This is a genomic window from Cellulosimicrobium cellulans (assembly GCF_001722485.1).
Taxonomy (GTDB): Bacteria; Actinomycetota; Actinomycetes; order Actinomycetales; family Cellulomonadaceae; genus Cellulosimicrobium; species Cellulosimicrobium cellulans_A.
On record NZ_LWGL01000277.1, the window covers coordinates 1 to 2370 of the forward strand.

3 protein-coding genes and 1 pseudogene are annotated in these 2370 nt (G+C 77.3%); 2 read left to right on the forward strand and 2 right to left on the reverse strand.

The features are described 5' to 3' along the window. Together JZ5iCDA_RS19205 and JZ5iCDA_RS16905 are read left to right on the forward strand one after the other, a co-directional pair. Positions 1-556, forward strand: a 556-nt coding sequence (locus JZ5iCDA_RS19205) for a sensor histidine kinase (RefSeq protein WP_366246687.1), incomplete at its 5' end; no start/stop codon positions are given. Further along, positions 553-1236 carry a response regulator transcription factor gene (locus JZ5iCDA_RS16905; protein WP_069388176.1) on the forward strand — a complete coding sequence of 228 codons (684 nt, stop codon included), beginning with the start codon at positions 553-555 and terminating at the stop codon, positions 1234-1236. The genes JZ5iCDA_RS19205 and JZ5iCDA_RS16905, both read left to right, overlap by 4 nt. Before the next feature lie 57 nt (positions 1237-1293). Here JZ5iCDA_RS16905 and JZ5iCDA_RS16910 read toward each other — a convergent pair whose 3' ends face one another. Together JZ5iCDA_RS16910 and JZ5iCDA_RS19840 are read right to left on the reverse strand one after the other, a co-directional pair. After that, a complete protein-coding gene (locus tag JZ5iCDA_RS16910; protein ID WP_069388175.1) occupies positions 1294-1614 on the reverse strand; it encodes a DUF4235 domain-containing protein in 321 nt (106 codons plus the stop codon). An 83-nt stretch (positions 1615-1697) separates the two neighbouring features. Further along, a pseudogene (locus JZ5iCDA_RS19840) lies at positions 1698-2370 on the reverse strand (ABC transporter ATP-binding protein); the annotation flags it as partial.

Here is a 2370-nt window from a genome sequence, read left to right on the forward strand (position 1 = left end):
CGAGTACCGCCCGGACGCCCCGCCCGAGCGCCTCGCGGCCGCGGCCGCCCTCGTGCGCGACGGCGTGAGCACCGCGCTCGACGAGCTGCGCGACGTCGTGCGCGTGCTGCGCGATCCTCCCGACGACGTACCCGTCGCCTCCAGCGTCCCCGTCCCGCAGCCCGGCCTCGGCGACGTGCCCCGGCTCGTGGCGGAAGCACGGGCCGCCGGCGGGGACGTCACGCTCGACCGCACCGGCGACGCCGACCCGCCGCGCGCCGTCGCGGTCGCCGCCTACCGCGCCGTCCAGGAAGGGCTGACGAACGCGCGCCGGCACGCCCCCGGCAGCCCGGTCGTCGTGCGCCTGTCGTCCACGCCGGGCGAGGTGCGCGTCGTCGTGACCGACGCCGGACCGCGGCTCGTGCCGTCCGGCGCCCCCGCGCTCGCCGCGGGCTCGGGCACGGGACTGGTCGGCCTGCGCGAGCGCGTCGCCCTGCTCGGCGGACGGCTCGAGGCCGGCCCCGGCGGCGGGACGGACGGGTTCGTCCTCGACGTCCGGCTACCGTGGGGCGCATGAGCGCCCCGGACGGGCCTGCCGCGCAGCGACCCACGCGCCTCGTGATCGTCGACGACGACGCGCTCGTGCGCTCGGGCCTGCGCCTCATGCTCGACGGCGCACGCGGCATCGAGGTCGTCGGCGAGGCCGGCGACGGCGGCGAGGTCGCCGCGGTGCTCGACGCCCACCCCACGGACGTCGTCCTCATGGACCTGCGCATGCCGGGGGTCGACGGGATCGAGGCCACGCGCCGGGTGCGGGCCCGGCCCGGGCCGCCGGCCGTCGTCGTGCTCACGACGTTCGAAACGGACGAGGAGGTCGTCGGGGCCCTGCACGCCGGGGCGTCCGGGTACCTGCTCAAGGACATGCCGCCCGAGCGGATCGTCGCGGCGGTCCGGGCGGCGGCGACGGGCGAGCCGGTGCTGTCGCCGGAGATCGCGCGCCGCCTCATGGCGTCCGCGGCCGACGCGGGCGGGGCACGGGGCCGGGCGCGCGCGGCGCTCGACCGGCTCACCGCGCGCGAGCGCGACGTCGCGGTCGAGATCGGGCGTGGGGCGACCAACGCGGAGATCGGCGCGCGCCTCTACCTCAGCGTGCCGACCGTCAAGGCGCACGTGTCGAGCGTGCTCCTCAAGCTCGGCGTGGAGAACCGGACCCAGGTGGCGCTCGTCGTGCACGAGGCCGGGGCCGACGAGGACTGAGCGCCAGCGGTCCGAGCGCCATAGGTCCGAGCGCCATGGACCCGAGCACCACGGCGGTCAGTCGCCGGGCCACTCCCCCGTCCACTTCTCGAACACCCGCGCGCCGCCGCGGTCGATGAGCGCCTTGACCACGGCGTAGATCGCGCCCTGGATCAGTGCCGCGACGACGATCTCCTTGAGCGGGTACTCGGACTGAAGCGGGCTTGGCGCGTCCTTGCGGTCGCCGGGCGCCACGCGCTTGTAGACCTGCTTGAAGACCTGTCCCGCCACGAGACCGCCGACCATCGAGGTCACGATGCCGACCGGGCGGTAGAGGATCTTCGCGGACTTGCTGCCGCTCTTCTCCGGCAGGTTCTCGCCGATCGATGCGTCGCTCATGACTCGACGCTAGGACGAGCCCGGCCCGGACGCGCGGCGAACGGCGCGGCCCCGGGCGTCCGGGGCGCGTCGTCCGAGACGGCTCAGGCCGCCACGACGGCGCAGCCCGCCGGCACGAGCGCCACGTGCACGACGGCGCCCGGCGCTGGCGACTCCCCCGCGCCCGCCGCACCCGTCGCGTCGGCGAGCGCCACCACGCGCGTCGACGCGCCGTCGGGCGCGCCCGGCAGCACGACGTCGACCGTGACCTCCGTCGCGCCGCGCCGGAACACGCTGCCGACGACGGTCCCCCGCCACGAGCCAGCACCACGCGCCGCCCCCGTCCGCCCTGGTGCTGACGAGTCCGTCGGGTCGGCGACGCGCAGACCCCTCGGTCCGACGGCGAGCACGGCATCCGCCGGCGTGCCGGCGCCACGGGCGACCTCGGCGACCTGGGGTGCCGACAGGTCGGCCACCGGAACGAACGCCTGGTAGCCGAGGAACTGCGCGACGCGCCGCGACGCGGGGGCACGCCACAGCGCCTCGGGCGGCGCGACCTGCAGCAGCCGGCCGGCGTCCATGACGGCGACGCGGTCCGCGACGGTGAACGCCTCGTCGTGGTCGTGGGTGACGAAGACGGCGGTCGTGCCGGTGGCGCGCAGGGCGTCGCGCAGGTCGAGCGCGAGGCGCTCGCGCAGGCCGCGGTCGGGCGCGGACAGCGGCTCGTCGAGGAGCAGCAGGCGCGGCCGGGGCGCGAGCGAGCGCGCGAGCGCGACG